The sequence below is a fragment of the Roseovarius sp. genome (genome assembly GCF_040219995.1).
Classification (GTDB): Bacteria; Pseudomonadota; Alphaproteobacteria; order Rhodobacterales; family Rhodobacteraceae; genus Roseovarius.
This window is the reverse complement of the sequence record NZ_JAVJUC010000008.1, coordinates 21577-45003: the sequence shown is the minus strand read 5'-3', so window position 1 is coordinate 45003 and position 23427 is coordinate 21577. Positions and strand designations below refer to the sequence as shown.

Annotated in this window: 27 protein-coding genes; 13 read left to right on the top strand and 14 right to left on the bottom strand. The window is 59.0% G+C overall.

What is annotated here, in order from left to right:
• Positions 1-9: 9 nt before the first annotated feature.
• From RID11_RS01415 to RID11_RS01395, 5 genes are all read right to left on the bottom strand, one after another.
• Positions 10-1458, bottom strand: coding sequence for a multicopper oxidase family protein (locus RID11_RS01415; protein WP_350135310.1), 1449 nt, complete (start codon positions 1456-1458; stop codon positions 10-12).
• A 567-nt stretch (positions 1459-2025) separates the two neighbouring features.
• The gene (gene merA, locus RID11_RS01410; RefSeq protein ID WP_350135308.1) at positions 2026-3450 is read right to left on the bottom strand and encodes a mercury(II) reductase; all 1425 of its coding nucleotides are present in this window, start codon (positions 3448-3450) and stop codon (positions 2026-2028) included.
• 4 nt (positions 3451-3454) lie between these two features.
• Positions 3455-3688, bottom strand: a complete 234-nt coding sequence (gene merF, locus RID11_RS01405) for a mercury resistance system transport protein MerF (RefSeq protein WP_350135306.1) — start codon at positions 3686-3688, stop codon at positions 3455-3457.
• A 4-nt stretch (positions 3689-3692) separates the two neighbouring features.
• Positions 3693-3998 (bottom strand): heavy-metal-associated domain-containing protein, encoded by a 306-nt coding sequence (locus RID11_RS01400; protein ID WP_350135304.1) that lies wholly within the window; start codon positions 3996-3998, stop codon positions 3693-3695.
• Positions 3999-4016: 18 nt separating this feature from the next.
• Positions 4017-4406, bottom strand: a complete 390-nt coding sequence (locus tag RID11_RS01395) for a mercuric transporter MerT family protein (protein WP_350135302.1) — start codon at positions 4404-4406, stop codon at positions 4017-4019.
• 75 nt (positions 4407-4481) lie between these two features.
• Here RID11_RS01395 and RID11_RS01390 point away from each other — a divergent pair, with 75 nt between their 5' ends.
• Entirely contained in the window at positions 4482-4904 is a 423-nt protein-coding gene (locus tag RID11_RS01390; RefSeq protein WP_350135300.1) for a MerR family transcriptional regulator, read from the top strand.
• A 258-nt stretch (positions 4905-5162) separates the two neighbouring features.
• On the opposite strand, the gene RID11_RS01385 is transcribed toward RID11_RS01390, so the two are convergent.
• From RID11_RS01385 to RID11_RS01365, 5 genes are all read right to left on the bottom strand, one after another.
• On the bottom strand, positions 5163-5348 hold the full coding sequence (locus RID11_RS01385) for a hypothetical protein (protein ID WP_350135298.1): 186 nt from the start codon (positions 5346-5348) through the stop codon (positions 5163-5165).
• Positions 5320-6282 carry a cation diffusion facilitator family transporter gene (locus RID11_RS01380; RefSeq protein WP_350135296.1) on the bottom strand — a complete coding sequence of 321 codons (963 nt, stop codon included), beginning with the start codon at positions 6280-6282 and terminating at the stop codon, positions 5320-5322. Before RID11_RS01380 ends, RID11_RS01385 begins: the two co-directional genes overlap by 29 nt.
• The gene (locus RID11_RS01375; protein ID WP_350135294.1) at positions 6272-7042 is read right to left on the bottom strand and encodes a transglutaminase-like domain-containing protein; all 771 of its coding nucleotides are present in this window, start codon (positions 7040-7042) and stop codon (positions 6272-6274) included. Before RID11_RS01375 ends, RID11_RS01380 begins: the two co-directional genes overlap by 11 nt.
• Before the next feature lie 69 nt (positions 7043-7111).
• Positions 7112-7732, bottom strand: a complete 621-nt coding sequence (locus RID11_RS01370) for a cation efflux transmembrane domain-containing protein (protein ID WP_092838943.1) — start codon at positions 7730-7732, stop codon at positions 7112-7114.
• An 83-nt stretch (positions 7733-7815) separates the two neighbouring features.
• Entirely contained in the window at positions 7816-8244 is a 429-nt protein-coding gene (locus RID11_RS01365) for a MerR family transcriptional regulator (RefSeq protein WP_009820106.1), read from the bottom strand.
• A gap of 568 nt (positions 8245-8812) precedes the next feature.
• On the opposite strand from RID11_RS01365, the gene RID11_RS01360 reads away from it, so the two are divergent.
• On the top strand, positions 8813-10906 hold the full coding sequence (locus RID11_RS01360; protein ID WP_350135291.1) for a protein-disulfide reductase DsbD family protein: 2094 nt from the start codon (positions 8813-8815) through the stop codon (positions 10904-10906).
• A gap of 99 nt (positions 10907-11005) precedes the next feature.
• Here RID11_RS01360 and ccmI read toward each other — a convergent pair whose 3' ends face one another.
• The 4 genes from ccmI to RID11_RS01340 are packed head-to-tail and all read right to left on the bottom strand — an operon-like array spanning position 11006 to position 15189.
• Complete coding sequence (gene ccmI / locus RID11_RS01355) at positions 11006-12157, bottom strand: c-type cytochrome biogenesis protein CcmI (protein WP_350135289.1); 1152 nt, start codon at positions 12155-12157, stop codon at positions 11006-11008.
• Complete coding sequence (locus RID11_RS01350) at positions 12154-12645, bottom strand: cytochrome c-type biogenesis protein (protein ID WP_092838934.1); 492 nt, start codon at positions 12643-12645, stop codon at positions 12154-12156. Before RID11_RS01350 ends, ccmI begins: the two co-directional genes overlap by 4 nt.
• A complete protein-coding gene (locus tag RID11_RS01345; protein WP_425441566.1) occupies positions 12642-13196 on the bottom strand; it encodes a DsbE family thiol:disulfide interchange protein in 555 nt (184 codons plus the stop codon). Before RID11_RS01345 ends, RID11_RS01350 begins: the two co-directional genes overlap by 4 nt.
• 1 nt (position 13197) lies before the next feature.
• Positions 13198-15189, bottom strand: a complete 1992-nt coding sequence (locus RID11_RS01340; protein ID WP_350135286.1) for a heme lyase CcmF/NrfE family subunit — start codon at positions 15187-15189, stop codon at positions 13198-13200.
• A gap of 587 nt (positions 15190-15776) precedes the next feature.
• Between RID11_RS01340 and RID11_RS01335 the strand changes: the two genes are divergently transcribed.
• The 11 genes from RID11_RS01335 to RID11_RS01285 are packed head-to-tail and all read left to right on the top strand — an operon-like array spanning position 15777 to position 23409.
• On the top strand, positions 15777-16352 hold the full coding sequence (locus RID11_RS01335; protein WP_502949331.1) for an SCO family protein: 576 nt from the start codon (positions 15777-15779) through the stop codon (positions 16350-16352).
• Positions 16353-16357: 5 nt separating this feature from the next.
• Positions 16358-16780, top strand: a complete 423-nt coding sequence (locus RID11_RS01330; protein ID WP_350135282.1) for a disulfide bond formation protein B — start codon at positions 16358-16360, stop codon at positions 16778-16780.
• The gene (locus tag RID11_RS01325) at positions 16777-17436 is read left to right on the top strand and encodes a DsbA family protein (RefSeq protein ID WP_350135280.1); all 660 of its coding nucleotides are present in this window, start codon (positions 16777-16779) and stop codon (positions 17434-17436) included. The genes RID11_RS01330 and RID11_RS01325 overlap by 4 nt, the downstream gene beginning before the upstream one ends.
• Positions 17437-17464: 28 nt before the next feature.
• Entirely contained in the window at positions 17465-17932 is a 468-nt protein-coding gene (locus RID11_RS01320) for a copper chaperone PCu(A)C (protein ID WP_502949330.1), read from the top strand.
• The gene (locus tag RID11_RS01315; protein WP_350135279.1) at positions 17932-18558 is read left to right on the top strand and encodes an SCO family protein; all 627 of its coding nucleotides are present in this window, start codon (positions 17932-17934) and stop codon (positions 18556-18558) included. Before RID11_RS01320 ends, RID11_RS01315 begins: the two co-directional genes overlap by 1 nt.
• Entirely contained in the window at positions 18555-19928 is a 1374-nt protein-coding gene (locus RID11_RS01310; RefSeq protein ID WP_350135278.1) for a peptidoglycan DD-metalloendopeptidase family protein, read from the top strand. Before RID11_RS01315 ends, RID11_RS01310 begins: the two co-directional genes overlap by 4 nt.
• A 3-nt stretch (positions 19929-19931) precedes the next feature.
• Positions 19932-20387 carry a DUF411 domain-containing protein gene (locus RID11_RS01305; RefSeq protein WP_088652226.1) on the top strand — a complete coding sequence of 152 codons (456 nt, stop codon included), beginning with the start codon at positions 19932-19934 and terminating at the stop codon, positions 20385-20387.
• A gap of 26 nt (positions 20388-20413) precedes the next feature.
• Positions 20414-21199 carry a ZIP family metal transporter gene (locus tag RID11_RS01300; protein WP_350135275.1) on the top strand — a complete coding sequence of 262 codons (786 nt, stop codon included), beginning with the start codon at positions 20414-20416 and terminating at the stop codon, positions 21197-21199.
• A complete protein-coding gene (gene lspA, locus RID11_RS01295) occupies positions 21180-21674 on the top strand; it encodes a signal peptidase II (protein ID WP_502949329.1) in 495 nt (164 codons plus the stop codon). Before RID11_RS01300 ends, lspA begins: the two co-directional genes overlap by 20 nt.
• Complete coding sequence (lnt, locus tag RID11_RS01290) at positions 21671-23242, top strand: apolipoprotein N-acyltransferase (protein ID WP_350135271.1); 1572 nt, start codon at positions 21671-21673, stop codon at positions 23240-23242. Before lspA ends, lnt begins: the two co-directional genes overlap by 4 nt.
• Positions 23242-23409, top strand: coding sequence for a hypothetical protein (locus RID11_RS01285; protein ID WP_350135269.1), 168 nt, complete (start codon positions 23242-23244; stop codon positions 23407-23409). The genes lnt and RID11_RS01285 overlap by 1 nt, the downstream gene beginning before the upstream one ends.
• Positions 23410-23427: the final 18 nt, after the last annotated feature.

Sequence of the window (23427 nt, the reverse complement as noted above, 5' to 3'; positions counted from 1 at the left end):
GCTTTCACCTCACGCCACACGGATCACACCCATCATCCCGCCCGCCTGATGCTCGAGGATGTGGCAATGGAACATCCAGTCGCCCGGATTGTCGGCGACGAACGCGATCTCGACACGTTCACGCGGGGCCATCAAAACCGTGTCCTGCCACTTACGATGCGCCGTGGGCGTCCCGTTGCGGCTGATCACACGGAAGGAATGGCCGTGCAGGTGGATCGGGTGGTGGAACGCGGTGGCGTTGGTCATGGCGATGACGTGAGAGATATCGCGTTCCAGTACCAGCATCGGGTCGAGGATATGCCCTTCGGCCGCCACGCCGTTGACGAACCAGATGCCGCCGTCGTGCATCCGGCTCATCATCCCGCCGCCCATCATGCCACCACTACCGGAAAGGCCCATCTCGCGCTCGACCATCCCGCCCATCATGCCACCGGTAAAGGTCACGTCGTGACGGTGGGCACGGCTGACGTCGGGTTCGGGCAGCGGGTTGGGGGCGAGCGCCATGTCCCATTCGGGCGGCGCATCACGCAGGGGCGTCTCCGAATAGGCCAGATCGACCACTTCGAAATTTCCGTCCGAATAGAACCGGTCGGTGACTGTCAGCGTCTCACCGGGCGCGCCCGTCATGTCGATCATCAGATCGACCCGCATCGCGGGACCTATCACCACCCATCCGCGCGCGTCTTGTGGCGCATGCGGCGTGACCGGCTGGCCGTCGAGCGCGATAACCTGCGGCTCGAGGTTGCCGAAATCCAGCGCGAAGATGCGGGCGTTGGCCGCGTTGATCAGACGCAGCCGAATCCGTTCGCCCGCCCGCACCGGCACAGCATCCGGCACGCGGCCATTGATCGTGACAGTATTCCCCAGTCGTCCGCCGTGGCTCATATCGTGGAACCCGCCGAAGTCTTCGGCAATCCCGGCCTTCTGGGTCAGCCGCCAGTCGTCCATAACCCAGACCATCTCGCGGTCCACGCGCGGCGGGTTTGCCTCTTCGATGATCAACGCACCGTAGAGCCCGCGCCCGACCTGCTCGAAGCTGCGCTGATGGGGGTGATACCAGAATGTGCCTGCATCGACCGCGTCGAACGCGTAGGTAAAGGTCTCGCCCGGCGCGATCGGGGCCTGGGTCAGATGCGGTACGCCGTCCATGGCATTGGGCACCCGCAGCCCGTGCCAGTGCACGGTTGTGTCCTCGTCCAGCGCATTCTCGACCGCGATGCGCAGCCGGTCACCCTGCCGCACCCGGATCTCGGAGCCCGGAACAGCGCCGCCATAGCACCAGATGTCAGTCTCGCCCCAGGGCTCGGGAACAAGGCGTGCCCGTCCCGGCGCGGCGCGCAGGGTGAAGGGTTTTGGAGTGTCCGCCCAGGCGGAACGCAGGGAAACTGCTGCACCGGCAGCGGCGCTACCGGCCAGAAAGCCGCGGCGCGACAGCGCCGGTGTGAATGTCGATTTCATGTGTCTGTCTCATCTGAATCTTGCCGTTGGGTGCGCCATTGGCGCGAGAACTGCGCGTCTCGATGCGTCAGTCAGCGCATCAGTCGCGGGCAGACAGTCAGCAGCGCGCCCCTTTGGTGCCTGCCAACCGTCGGATCAGATGAGGGTTCGAGGTGGGAAAGGGTCTGGAGGCGCTTGTAGCCCGCGCGGGAACGTCATGCCAAGAGGCCATTCCTGCATCGGAATGGCTATTGCAAATTGCGCAGCAGCCATCCCTTTTACCATGGCGAAGAACGGTGCCGTGCAAATCAGGTCGCAACTTGCAGTCGCGTCGCTGTCGCCGCCCTCAGGTCAGCCCTAGCAATCGGGCATCGACATTGCGCCATCTGCAGACGTCGCCATGTCCAACGCCATCGCGTTCGCACTCACCACATGCACGACCGTGCTCGCGGCGAACACCGCAAGAAACACCACAGTAATGAGTGAAGCGAATTTCCGCTTGTCAGATATATATTTCCGGGTTTATTCAATGTCCATTCACGGTCCGGGGCCAACGTCCACGATCGAGTCCCACAACGCAAATCGGTCTCACCCCGCGCAACACGACAGCTTCGCGACATCCTTGTCGAAGGATTGCGCGGCGAGCTTCAATCCCTCGACCGTGGTGAGATAGGGGAAGATCGTCTCGCCGAGCGCCTTGGTCGTCATGCCGAACGACAACGCCATGACGAGAGTCTGGACGCAGTCGGCCCCGTCCGGTGCCATGATCACGCCGCCCAGCAGGTGATCGGTCTTCGCATCTGCGACCAGCTTGATCAGCCCGCGCGTGTCGCGGGCTGCGCGCGCGCGGGGCACGTTGTCGAGGGTCAGTACGCTGGTCTTGACGTCATGACCCGCCGCTCGCGCGTGGCGTTCGGTCAGGCCGACGCCGGCGACCTGCGGATCGGTGAACACCACCCAGGGCATCGCGGCGTTGTCGTAGCGCTCCGCCCCGCCCAACACGGCGTTGCGGGCGGCAATCTTCGCGCCGTAGGCGGCCATGTAGACGAACTGGTCGCGATCCGTGACGTCACCCGCTGAAAAGATGCCGGGCTTCGTGGTCTGCATGTCGACGCCAACCCGGATCGCACCGCGTGCGTCGGTCTCGACGCCAATTTCGGCTAGGCCCAGCCCCTCGGTGTTGGGCGCGCGTCCTGTCGTCAGGACGAGGCGGTCGGCCGTCAGTTCACGCTCCGCGCCATTCACCGTCACGGTCAGCACCGCACGGTCCCCGTCGCGCCGCGCGGCGTGATAGGTTGCGCCGTCAAGAACCGTGACACTCTCGGCGCGCAAGACCTTGGTGAGCGCCTGCGCCACCTCCGGCTCGGTGCGCGGCAACAGGCGCGAGCGGCAGACGATGGTAACCCGCGTGCCCATCCGCGCCATCATCTGTGCCAGCTCCACGCCGATATAGCCGCCGCCGAGGAAGATCAGGCTTTCGGGCAACCGGTCCAGCTCCAGAACCGATGTGCTGTCGAGCGTTGGGACGTCCGGGATACCGGGGATACCGGGCGCGGCGGGTCGGCTGCCGGTGGCGACAATGACCTTGGGAACCATGATCCTGCGCCCGCCGACCTCGACCCCGCCGGGGACGAGCCGCGCCGGACCCTCGTCGATATAGGTCACGCCATCGTAGCCCGGCAACAGGTCGGCGTACTTCTTCTGGCGCAGCGTCGCGACCAGATCGTCCTTGGCCGCGACGAGAGCGGTCCAGTCGGCGACCTTCGCTTTGCCGACGAGGCCAGGAAACCGGGATGCCGCCCGCGCGCCGTGCACTGCCTCGGCTGAGCGGATCATCGTCTTGGAGGGTACGCAACCCACGTTCACGCAGGTGCCGCCGATGGTGCCATGCCCGATGAGCGCGACGCGCTTTCCTCCTTCCGCGGCGGTGATCGCGGCCGAGAAGCCGGCCGATCCGGCGCCGATCACGGCAAGGTCGAAGTTGCCCTTGGGCGCGCAGCAATCGTCTTTCATCACATCATCCATCCGTTCGAGTGTTCAGTCGCCGCTGCCGTCTCCAGACCGCGTACACGGTCAGTGCGACGAAAAACGCGAGCGCGGGCAGCAGAACGTAGTCGAGCCAACCCAGCCAGACCGACAGGCCCATGGCGCCCAGAAGCACCACGAGCACCGGCGTGAAGCAGCAGAGCGCCGCGATGACGGTGCCTACGATCCCTGTCGCGATCAGCTTGCGGTCGGACTGCTCGGTCATCCCGTCAGCCCGTGATGCGCGCCGGGTAGCCTGCATTGGCCCACGCGGTCGCTATGGCGTCGGCGCTCGTCGCGGCGGTGTCGAAGATCACCGTGGCCGTGCGGGCCTCGAAGTCGATCTCGACGGCGCGCACGCCCTCGACGCCTTCCATCGCGCGCTTCACCGTCACTGGGCAGAGCGCGCAGGTCATGTTGTCGACCGCGAAGGTGACGGTCTGCTCGGCGGCGACGGTCTGCGCAGCGGCTGGGATGGAAATGATGGGCGCGACGGCGGTCAGGCCGAACAGGACGAGGGCAAGGATCTTCTTCATGGGGATATCCTTTCGGGGTCAGTAGAGAAGCGGGGCCCACCAGTCGATGGTGAGTGCTGCGACAACGAGGATGAGGTAGGCCCAGAGCGCGGTCTTGGTGATGCGCGCCGATGCTGGCCTAGCGCAGTAGGAACCGGTTTCGCTGACGGTCGGCTTGCGGAAATACACTTGCCGGAAGCCGGCACCGACGAAGCCGAGCGCGATCACGGCGAAGATCGGCTTGTAAGGCTCCAGCGCCGTCAGGTTGCCGATCCAGGCCCCCGAGATGCCGAGGGTCAGCAGCACCAGCGGCCCCACGCAGCAGGCCGAGGCGAGAAAGGCGCCCACCACACCGCCCGCCGCGAGCCAGCCCTTTCGGGCCGGGCGATCCGCGCCCGTGCTGTCCGTTCTGTCGTCTGTCAGCGCCATGTAGCGCACCTCTCGCTTGTGGTTGACGAGAGGTGTAGGGTCTGTAGCAACTACAGGCTCAAGAGGAAAAATCGCATGTCCGATCACGAACGCGAGAGCGGCTTAACACGCGGAGATCTGGCCCGGGCGACTGGCTGCAACATCGAGACGATCCGCTATTACGAGAAAATCGGCCTTCTGCCCGACCCACCCCGCACGGACGCCGGCTACCGCATCTATTCCGCCGCACACGCCACACGCCTGCGTTTTATCCTGCGTGCCCGGGAACTCGGGTTCTCCATGGAAGACATTCGCGGGCTTTTGGGGCTGGAGGACGGAGCCGCGCCGACTTGCGCCGAGGTCAAGGAACGGACAGAGCGTCACCTTGCTGATGTGCATGCGAAGATCGCAGACCTAAGGCGCATTGAATCGGTTCTCGCCGAGACAGCCGGCAGGTGCTCCGGCGCCGACGTCCCCGACTGTCCGGTTCTCGACACGATCGGATCGCTGGGCCGTTGAAGCCGGGCTGCGTTACCTGCCCACCCCTTCAGTCGCCCACAAAAACCAGGTCGCAGCCGGACTCAGTCGAGTCAGGCCACGATCCTCAGGATGACCGAGAACGCGTAAGCCGTGCCGTTCACTTCGCCCTTGTCACATTCACCCTCAATGGTGCCCATCTGGATCGTCATATGAGTCTCGAATTGCCCTTAAATCGGTTCTGCCTAAATCTGTGTCGCGGATAGGGTGCATTCGGGCTCTCAGCAGTTCTGGACCGGCTCAAAAGCAGACGAAACCTTGAAGGCTTCGAACCTCGTGAGTTCGAGGACCAAGGCCAGGCTCGCTTGTCTCTTGCAGGCGCTCTTGAAGCAGGCCTTGCATTCGTTTCAGGTCGCTTTCGCTGAGCTTGCACTCGCAGGCGACGCCGATCAGGTCGTCATGACCTGTCATGATCCCGGTGAACATGATTCTCCTCTTCTTCCGGCTTGCCGTGACCGTAGAGGTCGGCGTTTTCGTGTGCACGGTTTTCGTGCTCGAACTCAAGACTGGAATGGCCAATGTTGAAGTCCTCCTTCAGTCGGTCCTTGATAGCTGCCTTGATCTTTTCGATTTCACCCCAGCCGTCAGCTGTCAGCACCACGTGGCAGTCCAGCGCCGCCTTGTGCTCCTGCATCTGCCACAAATGCACGTGGTGAACGTCCGCGACACCATCGACATTCCGCATCGCATCAACGACGGCTTCGTTGTCGATGTCCGGTGGACTGCCGAGCATCAGCGTCCGAATCGGACCGCCGATCTCTGTAAAGGCGAGGTAGAGGATGTAGAGAGCGATGCCGATTGTGATCGCCGGGTCGACCCACTGCATGTGATAGAGGAGGATGAGCGAGCCGCCAATGATAACCGCCACGGAGGCCAAAGCGTCCGACAGGTTGTGCAGAAAAAGCGCTCGGATGTTCACACTGCCTTTCTGCATCGAATAGGTAAGTAGCGCCGTCAACGTGTCGACGACCAGTGCCACACCGCCCAGGATCACCACCGTCCAACCAGCGACCTCGGGCGGGTCGATCATCCGCATGCCACCCTCATAGATCAGGTAGAAACCAATCAGAATCAGGGTCGTGTAGTTGATGAGGGCTGCAACGATTTCGACTCGCCCATAGCCGAAGGTCATGCGTTCATCGGCGGGTCGTCTAGCGATTCTGCGTGCAACGAACGCGATCACCAGTGACGCCATGTCCGAGAAATTATGCAGGGCATCCGCGATCAGCGCCAGGCTGCCGGAAAGGATGCCGCCAATGATCTGCGCGACGGTCAGAAGGCCGTTGGCCCAGATGGCGATGGCGACCCGTTGATCACCAGATTCAGGATCGATGTGGGCGTGGCCGTGATCATGCGGCACGATTTTTCTCCTCGTGGCTATGATTGGGCCGACTGAGACCCGGAACCCGTGGCAAAACTCCCCGGCGAATCGCACGCACCCGTGCATTCATCCATTGCCGAACGACATGGCGATAGAGAAGGTCACGCGCGAATCCGAAGCTCTGGCGATATTTCACATAAAAGTCGTCGGGTGCATCGAAGGTTCCGAAATCATTAATGATACCTGTTTTCTGAATGTAAGTGCTGCCGCCGCTCCAACTGACTGGTGGCGCGCTCAGGCAATCCGTTCCGGCCCCGTAGCCGCAAAGGCTTTCTGTGTCGCTGAACTCCTTCTGAAGCGTCTGCAAGAAGCGCGCGTCCAGAATGAAGCCTTCCAGATTGATCCATCCCTCATCGGTTTCGACTTCGACCCATGAATGAAGGATTTCGGACGGTGCGAGGGGGTAGACCAATTCGGGCACCACGCCGCGCTGAAGCGCCTTGTGGATGGTGAAACCGTGCAGTCGGCAGGGAATGCCCAAGCTGCGCAACAGTGCCATGAGAAGCGTACCTTTCGTGTTGCACTGCCCGTAACCATCCGCCAGTACCGCAGAGGCAGGAATGTCGTCGGCGCGGTTGTAGCCGAAGGCAATCTCGTTTCGGACGAAATCGTAGATGGCCCCAATTCGGTTGTAACGGTGAAGTTCTGCCCAGCCGCGCTCTTCGATCAGTTTTGCTATTGAAGGCGCGTCAAAATCCAGCAGCCGGGTTTTGGCCAAATGAGGGTCGGCGGGGTTCACGGAATATCTCCTCGAATCGTTCACAAGACAATGTAGTTGCTACAGTCACTGTAGCTTCAAGCCCCAATTTCAGGTCATGTCCTTGGTCACCTGGTCGTCATTGTGCTTTGCCTTGTGGTGTTCACCATGCGCGTCTTTCAGGATTCCGACGCCACCCCATGCCGCGATACCGGCGACAATCACGCCCACCACAAGGTCCGGCCAGTTCGTACCGAGCCAGGCCACGAGCCCTCCTGCGGCGACGATTCCGAGATTGGCCGCGAAGTCGTTCCAGCTGAATGTATTCGCCGCTCGGATGTTCACGTCTGGATCGCGAAGCCGCGCCAACAACCAGACGCAAAGTGCGTTGATCGCCGCCGCTACCAGCGCCATGATGATCATGATAGTGCCAATAGGATCCGATCCGCCAACGTAGCGGCGCCAGGCGTCATAAAGGATGCCAAGGGCGAAGAGGATCAGCAGGCCGCCCGAAACATTAGCCGCTCCGCGCTTCCATGTGGCGGAACGAGACAGTGCAAAGAGGCTGATTGCATAGACAAAACTATCCGACAGATTGTCGAGCCCATTGGCGATAAGCGCGCTTGAATCGCCGAATGCGCCCGAGGCGAAGAAAGCGATTGCCAGCCCGATGTTGAGACCCAGCACGATCCAGAGTGTGCGTCTTTCCGATGCGTTCTTCTGCTCCGCCATGCCGGGTGTCCCATTTCAGTGAATTGCCAATGAGTAACTAACACCGGGCTTTTTGTGTTCCGATCAAAGGTGGTCAAAATAGCTCAGGCGCCAATGTCCTCATGCTCTGTCAGGCATTCGGAATGGTCGCGCAGCACCTCGAGCACACGGCAATCAGAAGTCTGTCCGCCGCTGCACTCATGCACCATCCGCTTCAATTCCGTGCGCAGCGCCTCTAGCCGAGCCAGTCGTTGCTCCACTTGCTTAAGCTGTCGACGGGCAATTGCATCCGCCTCTGCGCAGGACTTTCCTGGATGATCGCTGAGATCAAGCAGTTCGCGGATCGCATCCAGCGAGAACCCCAGTTGCCGTGCGTGCCGCACGAACGAAAGACGGTCGAGTTCGGCATTGCCATAGCGGCGTTGGCCCCCCTCGGTCCTGCCGGGCTCAGGCATGAGCCCGATCTGCTCGTAATATCGGATGGTCTGCACTTTCGTTCCGGTCTTCTTCGCAAGCGTCCCAATCGTCAACATTTCAGGCTCTCCACATTACCTACAGTGGGTGTAGCTTTATGCAGTGCGCATCACAAGCTTCACCTGAGTTTCACAGATCGGTGATTGTTGGCCGATCGATGACAATCGCGCTTGAACCTACAGTAGCTAGAGGATGTAGACTCGCAGAAACATAGAATCAATTTCGGGCGGAGCGGTGTGAGGCTTTCAGGTCTTCAAAATGTATTGTGGGTGCTTGCGGGCGTGGCCGCGTTCGTTTCCATCTGGCTGTTCCTGTGGGCTGACTATTGTATCGCCCAGCTTCGACTCTCGACAGGCTCCCTATCGGAAGTACCGTGAACAGCTGGTTGATGACTGAACTTTAAGGGGCCCCTAGCCTACAAATGCGACCACATGGAGAGCGGATCAAATTTGTTCTCAAAAGAACGGCTGTTGTACAGGAGGTTCAAACGAACAGCGCTGTTGCCCAGTTACTCGGACTCTTGGATGGGCTCACTGCACAAGGGGTTGACGGCGTCAAAAGGCATTAGGAAATAGCACGTTACAGGAACTTCCCGAGACCGAGCGCGAAGAAAAAAGAGGTCAGAATATGCGTATAGCCTTGTCAGGATTGCTTGTCAGTCTCGCACTCTTTCTTGTTTTAGTGGCAAGCCCTGTTCGCGCCTTGGAATCCAATGCATATCGTTCCGAAGCACTGACTGCGCGCTTGATCGTCGCGGAAGCGGGAATCGCCCCAGGGTCGCGGTTCCTTTCGGCGGGTTTGAAGATTGAACTGGAGGAAGGATGGAAAGCGTACTGGCGGTCGCCGGGCGAGGTTGGCCTGCCGCCGGAGATCGATTGGGAGGAGTCCACAAACCTGGAAGACGTCGAAATCCTTTGGCCTGCACCCACGCGGTTCCGAGCCTTCGGAATTGAAAACTTCGGCTACGCCAAGCAAGTGACATTTCCGTTGCAACTGCAGCTTGTGAACTCTGATAGGTCAGCCGAGCTGAAGGCAATCGTCAATCTGCTGATCTGCTCCAATGTGTGCGTTCCGGAAAGGTTTGAACTGACTCTCCCTGTTCCATTGGGATCCGGCGTCGACGCTAAAGCCGCGACCGAAATCGCGATATGGGCCGCTCGCGTACCTGTCGCAGGAACAGAAAGTGCAATAGCGATCTCGGGCGCAGCGCTGAAGCAGGGTCAAGCTTTGGTTATTCAGATGACGCGGCCTTCTGGCTGGAACAATCCCGATGTTTTTCCAGAATTTGGTGCAGGCACTGTATTCGGCGCGCCCGATATCCGACTCACAGATGATCGAACAGGTCTTTGGGCAAGCTTCCCAATTCTTGCGTTGAGCGAGGAACAATCCTCCCTTCGAATTACCGTCGTAGACGAGGACGTCGCGGTGACATTCGATGATGTGAACACCACCGACTTGGCGCCTTCTCCACCCTACGTATCCGAAACCAGTCAGGATAACGTTAAGTTCTTCCTTATTATACTGCTGTCTTTCCTGGGAGGTTTGATCCTGAACATAATGCCGTGCGTCTTGCCGGTTCTATCGATTAAATTCGCATCGGCGCTCCGAAATGAGGATCGCTCCGTCTCACAATTGCGCGCCGGATTTCTCGCCACGGCTGGCGGAACTGTTGCTTTCATGTGGGTGCTGGCCTTTTCGATCATAACGCTTCAGACGCTCGGATATGCCGTTGGATGGGGTATGCAATTTCAGAATGCATATTTTCTGATCGCACTCATCCTCGTTGTCGGACTCTTCTCAGCAAACTTGTTCGGAATTTTTGAAGTGTCCTTGCCAAGTAGCTGGATGGCTAGGCTATCTGGCCGCTTTGGGCGGGGGTATGTCGAAGACTTCTCCACCGGCGCACTGACTGCGGTACTTGCAACGCCTTGTTCCGCCCCTTTGCTGGGAACAGCCATTGCCTTCGCCCTTTCCGGCACGGCAGGAGATATACTTGCGGTTTTCACGGCGATGGGGATTGGGCTTGCACTGCCATATATTCTGACCGCCGTTTGGCCTGGTTTCCTCTCCCGACTGCCCAAACCGGGACCCTGGATGATGAGCTTAAAGATTGTTCTCGGATTGTTGCTTGCCGGAACCGTTGTATGGCTATGCTGGGTCTTGATTGGTGTAACGTCGCCAACCCTCACAGGCTTGGTGCTGTTGGGCCTTGGGCTTATCGTACCGACTGCAAGAGCCTATCAGGTCCAGCCTCGTAGAGGTTTGCTGTGGGGGATGACCGCAATTTTAGGCATGACATTGGCGGCCCCTGCACTGCTGCCTAATAGGCCCGCTGACGCAACAAACTCAAGTGCTTCTTACTGGGTCGAGTTCGATCGGTCCCGGATCGCGCGTGAAGTGTCGCAGGGCAAAACTGTATTCGTGGACGTTACTGCGGATTGGTGCATTACTTGCAAAGCAAACAAGACGCTGGTCCTGGATCGTGAACCAGTTTTTGGAGCACTTGGCGGGGAAGGCGTGATTGCGATGCGCGCGGATTGGACGCGACCGGACGCGACAGTCCAATCCTATCTCGAGGCGCACGGCCGATACGCAATTCCGTTCAACATCGTTTACGGTCCAGATGCGCCTGAAGGTATCATTTTATCCGAATTGCTATCCGTGGATGCCGTTCTCGAAGCGCTGTCGACTGCTAATCTCAGCGCTGTCCCAAAACGATGAAACGGCGCCGTTGCATTGCTCAAGAGAGGCAGAAATTGCAACGGTTTGGTTTTAGGAGAGGAGAAAGTGCTCTTGTATCGGTGACCTCGTGGCCCAAATCTATTTTTTGATCTGATCCAATCGGGCCGTGATAGCGGCACGCGTAGGATCGGTTTCCGGAAGGCTTTCTGCCAAGTTGCGCGCTTTGTTGGCAGCGTTCTGAGCAGCATCAATGTTGCCCAATACACTGTACGCCTCCGCAAGCCGAAGCCATCCTTCAAGATTGTCTGGGTCATCCAACAATCGCGCCGCCAAGCGGTCAACCATGGAGCGGACAAAAGCCCTGCGCTCCTCGACTGACATATCCTGGGCCGCCTCGATGTCGGCCGCACTGGGACCACGCACATCCTGCGGTTCTGGCAGAAAGTCAGCGAGATTTACAGGATATTTCTCGACCTGTTCTCCCAACCGGTTGGCGAAAGAGACGAAAACCTCCATCCACGGATAGGCGCGATCCGCTCTCTTGAGACGATCGATCAAAAGCGCCCGAGCTTCATCTGGAACCCCATTCTGTTCGAGGGCTTGGGCCCTGAAGAAAATTGCCCCCGGATCATTTGAGTCCATCTCAAAAGCCTGTTCGATCACTCGCTCCGCGTGCGGCGTCACGACCCCATTCTCGGCTGCGATCAAGGCCTCGGCAAATTGTAATAGAGTAGCGATACCTGCATCATCGCGAACAGCGACGTGTTCGAATGCATCGACAGCAGCGTCGTAGCGACCCATGCGCATGTAAGTCCGACCGAGCAGACGCCAACCTTCGCTTGGACCACCCGACTCGTCTGCTTCAAGACGGGCTTTTAATTTCTGGGTCAGCTCCGCGAGGTTTGCGGCTTCCTGGGTTTCCGCTCCGCGAGACGCCAGAGGCTGGCTTTTTATGTCCGGTGAACCGATTTGAGAATACAGAACGAAGGTCACCAAAGGCACGGCAATGGCCGATGCGAGGATGGCGCTTCGCCCGCTTGCGCCCGACGACCTGCGTGCCTCAAGCCGACCGGCGGTCAGTATGCGCCGTTTGATTTCTACCTTGGCCGCGGCGGCCTCGGTACCGGATATCAGATTCCGCTCTTGATCAGCATCAATTTCGGAAAGCTGATCCTTGAGGATGGCCAACGCCCCATCCTTTCTGTTCAGGACTTCACCTTTTCGATAAAGACCGGACAAGAACAGGAGCGCAGTAATCGATGCCATCGCGCCAAACACGAACCAAATCATGGATTTCTCTGTCCTTTATCTTCACGCAAAATGGCCTCGAACTCACGTTCTTCATCAGCGCTCAGGGGATCAGCTGTGCCATCAAGAACCGCGATGCTTCCACGCCGGATTGTGAGTAGAACAACCCCAATCCCAACGGCAAAAAGAACAGCAGGTCCGAACCACAACAGATACGTAGCGGGTTTGAGCCTTGGTCGGAACAGGACGAAATCACCATAGCGACCAACGAAAAATGCGATGATCTCGCCATCTGTATCACCTGCAATCAGGCGTTCGCGCAGCAACGTGCGCATTGTTCTGGCAACACCTGCATTTGAGCTGTCGATATCTTGATTTTGACAGACAACGCAACGCAGCTGCTTTGAAAGCTCCCGGGCGCGCATCTCCAGCACCGGATCATCCAACAGCTCATCGGGTTCAACCGCCCACACAGATGATGTCGCGGAAAGCGCTAGCACCAGCACCAGTGAACCGAGCCAACCTTTCATGATTGACCACCTGCTGCGGCCAACGCAGCACGAATTTCAGCCTGTGCCTCTGGCGTCACGATGGGACCAACATAGCGATAGACAACGATCCCCATTCCATCGATCACAAAAGTCTCCGGCACGCCGGAGATACCCCACTCAATCCCGACGCGGCCTTCGCTGTCTGATCCGATCCTTTCATAGGGGTTGCCAAGCTCATCCAGCCAATTGGCTGCATCTGCTGGTTTGTCCATGTAGTTGATCCCCATCAGCCGGATACCGTCCTGTTCGACAAATCGGGTGAGCACCGCATGCTCAGCACGGCATGGCACGCACCATGAAGCGAATACATTGACCAAAAACGGCTCGCCAATGCTGCGAAGGGCTGCGGCTGACAGGCCGGGTGTCTTCGTGCCATCTACTGGTGGCAGTTCAAAATTCGGTACTGGATCGGAGATTAAAGCAGAAGGAATTGCATTAGGATCTCGGTCAGGGTTGAGTCCCCAGAACAAAAAACCACCCAAGACTACTGCGACCAGCGCAGGGATCGCGAGAAGGATTTTCTTCATCATATCATTCCGCCGGCTGAAGCGCAGACGACTGGCTCTTTGGCGACGGCGCTCCCACCCGCAACCTGCGATCCGATAGCGAAAGGGACCCGCCAAGCACCAGCATCGTGGCTCCGATCCATATCCAGTTAACCAGTGGCTCGTAGAGAATGCGCAAATTCCATTCGCCCGACGCCGTATCGGCCGCGGGCTCACTGATGGTGACGTAGAGATCTCCGACGAGGGTTGATCGGATTGCAGATTCGGTCGTGGAAGTGCCCGCGACCGGATAACTTCTGCGCTCCGGATGCAGCGTCGCAATCTCACTCCCATCTTTCAAGACGCGAAGCTGGCCTTGTTGTGCGATGTAGTTTGGACCACGCAACTGTTCGACGCCGTCGAATATCACCTCAAAACCGGCAATTTCCACGGTCGTCCCCGGTCTTGCGAATAGCACACGTTCTTCCTTCCAGGCAGTTGAACCTACGAACCCAAGCACAAGCATTGCAACGCCAAGATGCGCGAGGGTCATACCGTGCGCAGCGCGCGGCAGGTTGCGCGCGCGACGCAGAGACTGAGAAAGCGGTAGATCAAAGAGCTTGATGCGCATTGCCCATTCGCGCAACGTCGCAACAAAAACCCAGGCGGCAATCCCTATTGAGACCACAGCAAGCAGTGGCCCGTCTGTTTGAAAGTACCAAACGATCCCTGCAACACCAATCGCGACACCAAAAACCCAACGCAGCCGCTGCCAGATTCCGGGCAGATCAGCGCGTTTCCAGGAAAGGAACGGGCCAACTCCCATGATGATGACGAGGGGCAGCATGAAGGGAATAAACGTCGCGTTGAAATATGGTGGACCAACTGATATTTTTTCTTCAGTCACCGCTTCTACAAACAATGGATAGAGTGTTCCAAAAAGAACCGTCGCTGTTGCGGTCGCAAGCAGAAGGTTGTTGAGCAAAAGCCCAGCCTCGCGGCTGATTGGCCGAAAGACGCCACCCGATCCAAGCTGAGGCGCGCGCCATGCGTAGAGCGTCAGAGATCCCACAATTGTCACACCAAGAAGGCCGAGAATGTACACGCCGCGCGCAGGGTCAACCGCAAACGCGTGAACAGATGTCAAAATGCCAGACCGGACGATAAATGTCCCCAGAAGTGACAGTGAAAAGGTCAGGATCGCCAGAAGAATAGTCCAACTTTTGAACGTATCCCGCTTTTCCGTAACAATAGCCGAGTGCAGAAGTGCAGTGCCCAGAAGCCATGGCATGAAGGATGCGTTTTCAACTGGATCCCAAAACCACCAGCCGCCCCAGCCAAGTTCGTAATAAGCCCACCAAGAGACGAGGGCTATCCCTGCAGTGAGGCTGATCCAGGCCGTCAATGTCCAGGGCCGCACCCAACGTGCCCACGCAGGATCCACTCGCCCCTCTATCAGAGCCGCGACTGCGAAGGAGAATACGATAGAGAAGCCGACGTACCCAAAATATAAGAGTGGGGGATGCATCGCCAACCCGATGTCCTGCAGAAGCGGGTTGAGATCCGTGCCATCTAGGGGCGGCGGGAAAACCCGATCGAACGGATTGGACGTGAAGAGCATGAAGCTCAGGAAGCCGACGCTGATCCAGGCTTGAACGGACAACGTTCGTGCCTTGAGACCCGCCGGAATGTTTCTGCCCAGCAGCGCGACCCCAGCCCCGAAAATAACGAGAATAAGGGTCCAGAGAAGTAGAGACCCTTCGTGGCTGCCCCAGGTGCCCGCAACCTTGAAGATCATCGGCTTCAGCGAGTGGGAATTCTCCACTACGTTGCGGATTGTGAAGTCACTGACAACAAAAGATCGCATGAGTGCGCCGAACGCTATGGCAACCAGCGTCACCTGAAGCGCGGCAGTCGTTTTGGCGCTTTCCATCCAAAGAACGCGCCCAGTGCTAGCCCCGGCAATCGGCAGGATGCTTTGGACCATCGCGACAGCAAGCGCCAAGATCAGTGCGAATTGTCCGATTTCAGGCGTCATTTTTCTATCTCTCTGAGTAGCGCTTCTGCATCCTAGCCGGACAAAGTTCCCGCATCGGCTGAATTCAGCATGATCTTCGACTATCCCATTGCGCTTCGGTGGATCGCAAATGGGGTGAAAGCGGGCGGAAAACCAAGCGGGTTGAAGTATTTCGTGCTTGCATGCCTTGAGCAGGACCCCATCAATGATTCGCAACGTTTCTAGCTCCTACAGTAGCTGTAGGTTCAAGTATTATTTAGAACTGATAACTTTGAAAATGACCCATGCTTGCAGTGCATCTGATTGGCAGCTTAATGTCTGCGGGACCGTTTTCCTCAAGCATCTGACCCTCAAGCATCTGACTCAGTGGAATCTGCTCGGATCTTCCCTTGATGGCGACCCTTAGAGTCGGACGAAATAGGGAAAAACTGAGTGTTGGCAGCTTTTGAAGCGCTGAATAGTGAACATTGACTTCACAGGTGCGTGACGCGCTGTCGCAGATGCAGAATCATGCTTGAACCTACAGTAGCTAGAGGATGTAACCACACACAAATCATAGAATCAATTTCGGGCGGAGCGGCGTGAGGCTTTCAGGTCTTCAAAAGGTATTGTGGGTGTTTGCGAGCGTGGCAGCGTTCGCTTTCATCTGGCTGTTGCTATGGTCCGACTACCGTGCCGACCTTGCCCGAGCCGAGGATGAACCACCGTTTTTCGCTGATTTCGAAATGACCGATCATCGCGGCATGGTCCAAACGGAGGAAGATTTCAAAGGTCGCTGGATGTTGGTCTTCTTCGGCTTCACCAATTGCCCCGACGTATGTCCGACAACACTGTCCGAAGTCGCGGCCGTGATGGAGGGCTTGGGCGACGAGGCGGCAAAGGTCCAGCCGATTTTCATAACGATTGATCCGGAGCGGGATACGCCGATGGCACTTGCCGAGTATGTGCCCCTGTTCGACGCAGGGATCATCGGGCTGACCGGCACGCCGGAGCAGATCGCCGCAACATCCGAGACCTTCCCGATTTTCTTTGAGCGGATCGAGGAGGCCACTGCGCCGGGTGGATACACGATGGGTCACACGTCGCACCTTTTCCTTTTCGACACGCAGGCAGGCTTCGCGGACTCTTGGCCCTATGGCACGCCCGCCGAAGAGATCCTCGCCGATCTGAGAGAGAGGATCTGATCGTTATGACCCGACTTTATGGAGAAACGGCACTTGGCCTGGCGTGGGGCGTTGCGCTTATCGCATCGCTTGCCGTGCTCTTCATTGGCGAGGTTCTTGGTCAAACGCCTTGCGTTCTTTGCTGGTTCCAGCGCGCCTTCATGTTCCCCCTGGCTATCGTTCTTGGGCTCGGGCTGTGGTGGCAGGATCCCCGCGTGGGGCGCTATGGCGTTGCGCTGGCGCTTGGGGGGGCGGCAGTGGCGTTGTATCACATCGGCCTCTATGTCGGGGTGATCCCCGAGGCGATCCAGCCCTGCACGGCGACCGGCCCCTCTTGTACCGACGACAACCAGGTGATCTTCGGCATTCCGATTCCGCTGATGGCGCTTGTCGCCTTCACGATGATCGGGATGCTGTCAGCCCTTTCACTGAAGGAAAAACAAACATGAATCGACGCGGCCTCATTCTATCCGTTCTGGCTGTTGGTGCCGCAGGTTTTGGCGGCGCGGCCTGGTATGCCACCCGCCCCCAACCCATGGCAGAGGCAGTCCCTGTCGCGCCGGAAGTGAACGATGTGCTGATCCGGCCTTATTCCCCGATCCTCGGCCCCGAAACGGCACCTGTCACGATTGTCGAGTTTTTCGATCCAGCTTGCGAGGCCTGCCGCGCCTTCTATCCCGTGGTCAAAGAGATCATGGCTGAGCACGGTGATGCGGTCCGTGTCGTCATTCGATACACCGCGTTTCACGGGGACGCGTCGGTAGAAGCGATCCGTGTTCTCGAAGCTGCGCGGATGCAGGATGTGTTCGAACCCGTGCTGGAAGCGGTCCTGCGCGAGCAGCCGCGATGGGCGTCCCACGGCACTCCGGCACCGGGTTTGATCCTTGAGATTGCCGCAAGCGGTGGTCTGGATGTCGAAGCTGCCCGGACACAGATGCTGGCCCCCGGTGTCGTGGCCGTGCTCAATCAGGACCGCGCTGATGTCGAAGCGGTAGGCGTGCGACAAACGCCCACGTTCTTCGTCAACGCCAAACCATTAGACCCGTTCGGTGAGGCCGAACTGCGGCGACTAGTGGCGGCGGAAGTTGCGGCCAGCCAAAGTTGACGCTCGGCCAGATACAGGAGAATTCATCATGAAAAAACTACCCTATATCAAGGGCTTGACCCTTCTCTTACTGCTCTCGGGCATGTCGACTCCGGTATTTGCCGGTTCGGAGGATGTGGTCGTCGAAAACGCGTGGTCCCGTGCTTCAATCGGCGTCAACCGCCCTGGTGCCGCCTATATGACTGTGCGCAACATTGGTGAAGACACGGTCACGCTGACCGGACTTACAACACCACTGGCCATGATGCCCGAGATCCATGAGACGAAAACCAACGCCGAAGGCGTCAGTTCAATGGCGCCTGCTGGCGAGATCACGATTGAACCGGGCCAAAGCGTTGCGTTGAAGCCGGGCGGATTGCACGCCATGCTCATGAAGCTGCAAAACCCGATGATCGAAGGCGAGACCTTCCCGTTGACCCTGACGTTTTCGGGCGGTGGCGAACTGACTGTCGAGGTCCCAATTCTTGGGATCGCCGCACGCGGGCCGGAGAGCTGATGCAGCGTCGGCATGTGGTCCAATACGGTGCAGCCGGTGCAGGCGCACTCGCTCTGATGCTTGGCGTCGGCTGGTGGCGTGTGGACGGTCCTGGTGCTCCGAAACCTGTCGGCCAAAGGCCACTCCCCCTGTCGGCGATGGATTTCCGACTGACCGATCACGAAGGCAATGAAGTGGGCCCGGAAACCCTGATCGGACGCCCGACCATGGTGTTTTTCGGGTTCACCTACTGCCCGGATGTCTGCCCCACGACGTTATCGGATATCTCAGGTTGGCTTGAAGATCTCGGGGACGACGCAGCGCGGATGAACGTGGTCTTCATCACAGTCGATCCGGAGCGGGACACGGTCGAGGCCATGGCCGAATATGTCGGCTATTTTCATCCGGCTATTCGCGGCTGGACTGGGCCGGCAAACCAGGTTGCCCGCGCTGCAGAAGGATTTCGTGCCTCGTATGAGCGCGTCCCGACTGAGGGCGGCGGCTATACGATGAACCATACGGCAAGCGTATTCCTGTTCGATGTCGAGGGTGAGCTCGTCACCATGATCGACTATCACGAGCCAAGAGAATTCGCAGTGCCGAAGATCCGGCGTGCACTGACAGAAGACGTAGAGGGGGCAACATGAAGATTAGAATTGTTTTGGCGACCGTGGCCATCGCAGGCATATGTTCGGTTACTGCCATCGCGATCTCTGGGATGCTGTCCAAAGAGCCGGTGCCCCTGGCGATTGCGAAAGCGACGCTTTGGACCCCCGATCCGCTCTCGGCACCACGACTTGCCGACAGTGTTGTGTCGCTGCCCACAGCAATACAGATCGACGTGGCACGCTCAATTCGACCTACCCCTCTCGTGCAGCCTGCCTTCACTGAAACCGCCTTGCCCGAGATTGAACCGCCTTTGATCACCTGGTCGCGTGAGATCGCGGCGGGCGAGACGCTGGATGCGCTCCTGGCGAACGCGGGTATCGCTGCGCCTGTGCGTGCCGAAATCGCGCTCGCGCTTGGTGCAGAATATGACTTGCGCCGATTGCGCCCGGGCCATGAGATCACTGTGATCTCAAAGGTGGACGGAAATCCGAGCCGCGTGCAACTGTCAGTTGACGATGGGGTGCGGATTGAAACGGTCTTTGGTCAAGAACTTGTCACACGCGTGTTGGAGCCAGACCCTGAAATGGTGACGTTCGCGGGCGAGGCAGTGATCGAAAGCTCTGTCTTCGCGGCTTTGGACAAGGCGGGCATCCCTGCTCGCTTTGCGGTCGACATGGCGCAGATGCTGGGCGGCACAGTGGATTTTCGACGCGAACTTTCCGGTGGCGAGACGATGCGTCTTCTTTGGCGCGAAGCGCGCGACGGAAACGAGAGGATCGGTCAGCCCGAACTTGCCTTTGCCGCACTGAATCTTGGTGAAACGGTCTACGAGATCGTCTGGCCGGATGATGGCAGCGGTAAAGCGACGATCTATGTTGATGGAGAGGTCCTGCGTGTCTTTGCCCAACCGGTGGAAGGAGCGCGGCTGAGTTCCGTCTTTGGCCGTCGCACACACCCGGTCTATGGGAATGTGCGCATGCACACCGGCGTCGACTTTGCTGCGGCCCGCGGTACGCCGGTGAAAGCGACGGCGCCAGGACGCGTGAGCTTCATCGGACGTCGTGGTGGATATGGCCGGGTGGTGGAGATAGCGCATGGGTCCGACACCCTGACACGATACGCACATCTCAGCGAGGTGCCGGACACACTCGAACAAGGGCAGCGCGTGATGGCCGGAGACATGATCGGTCGCGTCGGTGCAACCGGCACCGCGACCGGCCCAAATCTGCATTATGAAGTTCTGGTGAATGGTCGCCCGACCGATCCCCTCTCGGACGACCGATTGGCAGAGGCGGCTGAGCGTGAAGCGGACGACACGGTCGCGATTAAGCGACTGACTGAGGCACGCTCGCTTCTGGCTGAGAGGCTCGCCAGTGATTTTGCGCAAACGACAACCGAAAGGCTTTAATCCATGAAACGACTGGCTCCCGCCCTTGCAGTCACGCTGGCCTTGTTTCCCGCGGCGCAAGCTGTCGCCGATGCGATCCAGATTGACGTCCGGAAGACAAACGGCTGCGGCTGTTGTCTGTCCTGGATGAAGCACCTCAAGGAAAGCGGATTCGCGCCGACAGGCGAGGACATGTTCGGGGGATCTCTTGTGCGCTTCAAACTCGACAATGGCGTGCCTCAGCGCATGGTCTCCTGCCATTCGGCTTTGGTCGACGGCTACGTGATCGAAGGTCATGTACCGGCATCAGACATTCAGCGTTTGTTGGATGAGCGTCCAGATGCCGTGGGGCTGGCGGTGCCGGGAATGCCCTATGGCTCGCCGGGCATGGGACCGGAGGATGATCGTGAGGCTTATGACGTCTTCCTGATCCGCGGCGATGGATCGACCGAGGTCTACACCAGCTACCCCGGTTCCTGACTGAACTCGCAGCAAGACTTTAGCAATTGGAACCCCTCTCTCCAATAGCGCTTGGCTTTCTTGGAAGCCTGGCAGCCGGATCGCTGACCGCGGTCGGGGCGATCCCCGTTCTTTTCGGGCGCATCCCGTCCCGGTCCACACGCGATCTCTTGCTCGGCTTCGCGGCTGGTGTGATGCTCGCGGCCTCGTTCTTCTCGCTGATAATCCCGGCCCTCGACGCGGCCGAAGGGCAGTTCGAGAATGCTGCCGCCCCCGCAGCCATTGTTTGCCTTGCGATCCTGCTCGGTATGGGCGCGGTTGCTTTGATGAACGAAAAGCTACCGCACGAGCATTTCAAGTCCGGACGCGAGGGCCCTGATGCAGACTCTCTGCGTCGCGTCTGGCTCTTCATCATCGCGATCACGATCCACAATTTCCCCGAAGGGCTTGCCGTTGGTGTCGGGTTCGGGGCTGATGGATTCTCGGGCGGGTTGCCACTTGCGATCGGTATCGGACTGCAAAACGCTCCCGAGGGTCTCGCCGTAGGGGTTTCATTGCTTGGTGAGGGATATTCCAGGAGCCGTGCGTGGGGGATTGCCGCACTGACAGGTCTTGTCGAGCCGGTAGGCGGGCTTCTTGGGGCTGGGATCATCAGCATCTCGCAGCCGCTGTTGCCATGGGGCCTCGCCTTCGCCGCCGGGGCGATGCTCTACGTCATCAGCCACGAAATCATTCCCGAAACCCACCGTTCCGGCCATCAAAACAGGGCGACACTCGGTCTCGCGGTCGGCCTCGTGATCATGTTGTTCCTCGATGTATGGCTGGGAGGATGAGATGAAACAGTCCCATTTCCAAGGTTTCATTGCGGCTGGAACTGCTTTTCTTGTCGATCAGGTGACAAAAGCAATTGTCGTCGCCAATGCGGCAGATTTGAGCGCCGGAATTCCGGTCTTTCCCGGTTTCAATCTCATCTACTTGCGCAACGATGGCGTGACATTCGGACTACTTGGTGGAGCGCCATGGTGGAGCCTTACAGTGTTGGCCCTCGCTGTCTGTGGCTGGTTGACGGTCATGTTGGTGCGCACTGCCAGCCCGGTTGAGGCTATCGCCTATGGTGCGATTATCGGTGGCGCGCTCGGCAACGTCCTCGACCGCATCCTGTTTCGGGGTGTGACGGACTTCCTCGATTTCTACGCCGGATCCACGCATTGGCCCGCCTTCAACATGGCGGATGTTTTCGTGGTCGGCGGGGTGGGCCTACTGCTCATAGCTCCTTGGTTGAGCGCCAAGTTTCAGAATGGCACATGATGACGGGTTTGGCGCACATGTCTGTCTGGGGCCATTACATTCCTCTGCGTTCCGGAATTAGTTTTGTGGCGGGCGGTTTGACGGTTTTAGCCCTTCCGCCGTTCTCATGGCTCATCGCCGTTCCGGTTGCCTTCTCGGCGCTCTTTCTCATACTCCGACAGGTTTCCACAGCGCACGCTTTCTTTATCGGCTGGGTCTTCGGAATTGGCCAGTTCGGGTTCGGAATCTCTTGGATTGCCGAGAGTTTTTACGTCGATGCCGAACGTTTCGCCGCGCTGGCGATCCCGGCCGTCGCGGGGTTGTCAGCGGGCCTAGCCATTTTCCCGGCAATGGCTGCGGCGCTCTATGCCGTCATCGCGCAGCGCAGCCCCCTCGGGAGCATTGCCGCAAGTCTGCTTCTCGCAACCTGCTGGGTGGCGACGGAATGGTTGCGAGGTCATGTCCTGACAGGTTTTCCGTGGAACCTGGCCGCTTATGCTCTGGTCGATCACGCCGCGCTGCGACAGCCGGCAGCCTGGGTCGGAAGCTACGGGTTGAGCTTTCTCACCGTCCTTGTCGGCGTCATGCCGGGAGCTGCGTATTCCGCCGTGCCACGTCAACGGTCAGCCGTTCTGGTGTTGTGCGCGATGGCCATCATAGGACTCTGGGGTGCCGGTACGTTCCGCCTTGGATCAGAGGCGCCCTTGCCTCGCGTCGACCTGCGCATCGTGCAAGGCAACGTGCCGCAACGGGAGAAATGGGTGCCCGGAAACCGGGACGCGACCCTTGAGCTCTACCTCGACCTTTCATCTCGTCCCGGCAACGTCGATCTTCTGCTTTGGCCGGAGACGGCCGTTCCCGGTTTTCTCGACGAGGACGCGGCAGCCCGTACCCGGATCACCGGTTCTCTGCCCGAAGGTACGCTGCTTCTGACGGGAGTGCCCGATCGAGTGGAGAGCGATGCGGGTACCCGCTATTTCAATACGGTCCAGGCCTATGACAGCAGCGGGGAAATACTGACCGGATATGCAAAGCATCATCTCGTGCCGTTCGGGGAATACGTTCCCTTCCGGGGCTGGCTGCCTTTCGCACGGCTGACCGAGGGATTGGGCGATTTCACGCCCGGACCGGGACCACGCACGCTCGCGCTCCCGGGTGCGCCGCTGGTCGCGGTCGCGATCTGCTACGAGATAATCTTTTCGGGCCACGTGGTCGATGATCTTTTCCGCCCCGACTGGATATTCAACGCCACAAATGATGCCTGGTTCGGCACCAGCATCGGACCCGAGCAGCACCTCGCCTCCGCGCGCATGCGCGCGGTCGAAGAAGGGCTTCCTGTAGTCCGGGCGGCCAACACCGGGATTTCCGCGATCATCGACGCCAAGGGAGAGATCATCGCGCGCCTCGAGACCGGACAAACTGGAGTCATAGATGCCAGCCTGCCGACAGCGCTTGCGCCCACAACTTACGCACGTTTCGGTGATTGGACATCGCTGGCGCTCATCTGTGCGGTCTGGGCCCTGGCCTTTTCCGTCGGATTGGCCAGACGACGTTTCAATTCAGAAAATTCAAGATCGGAGGGATCGTGATGCTGGTGCTCGCAGGCTTTGTCGGAGGGGCGCTCTGGGGTGGCTATCTGGCGCAACGGCGGAAAGGGAACCGCCTGGATATACTTCAATACGCAACAAGCTTCGGTATTGCCTTCGGCCTCCTCGCCTTTTTCGCATCGGTGATCCTCTTGCGCATCCTCTCCTGAAAATGCTTCAGCATCGGC

Bases quoted from the DNA above. Each gene is read 5' to 3' on its own strand.
- RID11_RS01415 (WP_350135310.1), bottom strand. From the start codon at position 1,458: ATGAAATCGACATTCACACCGGCGCTGTCGCGCCGCGGCTTTCTGGCC.
- merA (WP_350135308.1), bottom strand. From the start codon at position 3,450: ATGAAAGACGATTGCTGCGCGCCCAAGGGCAACTTCGACCTTGCCGTG.
- merF (WP_350135306.1), bottom strand. From the start codon at position 3,688: ATGACCGAGCAGTCCGACCGCAAGCTGATCGCGACAGGGATCGTAGGC.
- RID11_RS01400 (WP_350135304.1), bottom strand. From the start codon at position 3,998: ATGAAGAAGATCCTTGCCCTCGTCCTGTTCGGCCTGACCGCCGTCGCG.
- RID11_RS01395 (WP_350135302.1), bottom strand. From the start codon at position 4,406: ATGGCGCTGACAGACGACAGAACGGACAGCACGGGCGCGGATCGCCCG.
- RID11_RS01390 (WP_350135300.1), top strand. From the start codon at position 4,482: ATGTCCGATCACGAACGCGAGAGCGGCTTAACACGCGGAGATCTGGCC.
- RID11_RS01385 (WP_350135298.1), bottom strand. From the start codon at position 5,348: ATGTTCACCGGGATCATGACAGGTCATGACGACCTGATCGGCGTCGCC.
- RID11_RS01370 (WP_092838943.1), bottom strand. From the start codon at position 7,732: ATGGCGGAGCAGAAGAACGCATCGGAAAGACGCACACTCTGGATCGTG.
- RID11_RS01365 (WP_009820106.1), bottom strand. From the start codon at position 8,244: ATGTTGACGATTGGGACGCTTGCGAAGAAGACCGGAACGAAAGTGCAG.
- RID11_RS01360 (WP_350135291.1), top strand. From the start codon at position 8,813: ATGCGTATAGCCTTGTCAGGATTGCTTGTCAGTCTCGCACTCTTTCTT.
- ccmI (WP_350135289.1), bottom strand. From the start codon at position 12,157: ATGATTTGGTTCGTGTTTGGCGCGATGGCATCGATTACTGCGCTCCTG.
- RID11_RS01350 (WP_092838934.1), bottom strand. From the start codon at position 12,645: ATGAAAGGTTGGCTCGGTTCACTGGTGCTGGTGCTAGCGCTTTCCGCG.
- RID11_RS01345 (WP_425441566.1), bottom strand. From the start codon at position 13,196: ATGATGAAGAAAATCCTTCTCGCGATCCCTGCGCTGGTCGCAGTAGTC.
- RID11_RS01340 (WP_350135286.1), bottom strand. From the start codon at position 15,189: ATGACGCCTGAAATCGGACAATTCGCACTGATCTTGGCGCTTGCTGTC.
- RID11_RS01330 (WP_350135282.1), top strand. From the start codon at position 16,358: ATGACCCGACTTTATGGAGAAACGGCACTTGGCCTGGCGTGGGGCGTT.
- RID11_RS01325 (WP_350135280.1), top strand. From the start codon at position 16,777: ATGAATCGACGCGGCCTCATTCTATCCGTTCTGGCTGTTGGTGCCGCA.
- RID11_RS01320 (WP_502949330.1), top strand. From the start codon at position 17,465: ATGAAAAAACTACCCTATATCAAGGGCTTGACCCTTCTCTTACTGCTC.
- RID11_RS01315 (WP_350135279.1), top strand. From the start codon at position 17,932: ATGCAGCGTCGGCATGTGGTCCAATACGGTGCAGCCGGTGCAGGCGCA.
- RID11_RS01310 (WP_350135278.1), top strand. From the start codon at position 18,555: ATGAAGATTAGAATTGTTTTGGCGACCGTGGCCATCGCAGGCATATGT.
- RID11_RS01305 (WP_088652226.1), top strand. From the start codon at position 19,932: ATGAAACGACTGGCTCCCGCCCTTGCAGTCACGCTGGCCTTGTTTCCC.
- lspA (WP_502949329.1), top strand. From the start codon at position 21,180: ATGTATGGCTGGGAGGATGAGATGAAACAGTCCCATTTCCAAGGTTTC.
- lnt (WP_350135271.1), top strand. From the start codon at position 21,671: ATGATGACGGGTTTGGCGCACATGTCTGTCTGGGGCCATTACATTCCT.
- RID11_RS01285 (WP_350135269.1), top strand. From the start codon at position 23,242: ATGCTGGTGCTCGCAGGCTTTGTCGGAGGGGCGCTCTGGGGTGGCTAT.